The 869-nt window shown below is 70.4% G+C and carries 1 pseudogene; it reads left to right on the forward strand.

Annotated elements, in window-relative coordinates:
* Nucleotides 1–869: pseudogene (locus A3728_RS23155) on the forward strand (DUF3971 domain-containing protein); the annotation flags it as partial.

The raw sequence follows: 869 nt of genomic DNA on the forward strand, positions 1-869 counted from the left end.
TGACGCGCGCTGGTCCCAGCGGATCGGGCCGGGGTCGGACAGCAGCACGCTCACGGGGCAGATCGCGCTGTCGCCGCATACGTTGGAGGCTTTCGGGATCCTGCTGCCCCCGGGCAGTGTTTCGGGGGAGGGCAAGGCCGACATCTCGCTCGCGCTGAAACGCGGCAGGCCGCCTGCGTTCACCCTCACGTCGGACCTGCGCGGCCTGCGTATCGAGGTGCCGCAGGTCACATGGGCCAAGACCGCCGCGGCGGGCGGCGCGCTGCGCGTGGAAGGCACGCTGGGCGAGACACCCGAAGTGTCCGTGCTGCGGATCGAGGGGCCGGGACTTGCGGCGCGCGGTTCCGTCAAACTGAAACCGGATGGCGCGCTTGACCGGCTGCGCTTTGATCGCGTTGTGGTGGGCGATTGGCTCGACTTGCCGCTCGACCTTGTGGGGCAGGGCAAGGGGCAACCGGTGCAGGTCGTGGTGCGCGGCGGCATGATCGACATGCGCCGCGACCAGTTCGGCAAAACGGAACCCAGCGGGAAGCCCACGCCGCCGCTGTTGCTCTCGCTCGATCGGTTGCAGATTACCGACACCATCGCGCTGACGGAAATGCGCGGTCGCTTCGATCTGTCGCGCGGGCTTGACGGCTCTTTCGAAGCGCGGGTCAACGGCGGGACGGCCCTGCGCGGACAGGTGCTGCCCCTTGGCGGGCGCAGCGCGATCCGGCTCGCCTCCGAAGACGCGGGCGGCGTGCTGCGCAGCGCCTCGGTGGCGCGGCAGGTGGTGGGCGGGGATCTCAACCTCGTGCTGGTGCCCGTGGGATCGGGCGGGGCCTTCGACGGTCAGCTGCAGGTTGGCGATCTGCGCATCCGCGACGCGC

The sequence above is a fragment of the Sulfitobacter sp. HI0040 genome (assembly GCF_001634885.1).
Taxonomy (GTDB): domain Bacteria; phylum Pseudomonadota; class Alphaproteobacteria; order Rhodobacterales; family Rhodobacteraceae; genus Sulfitobacter.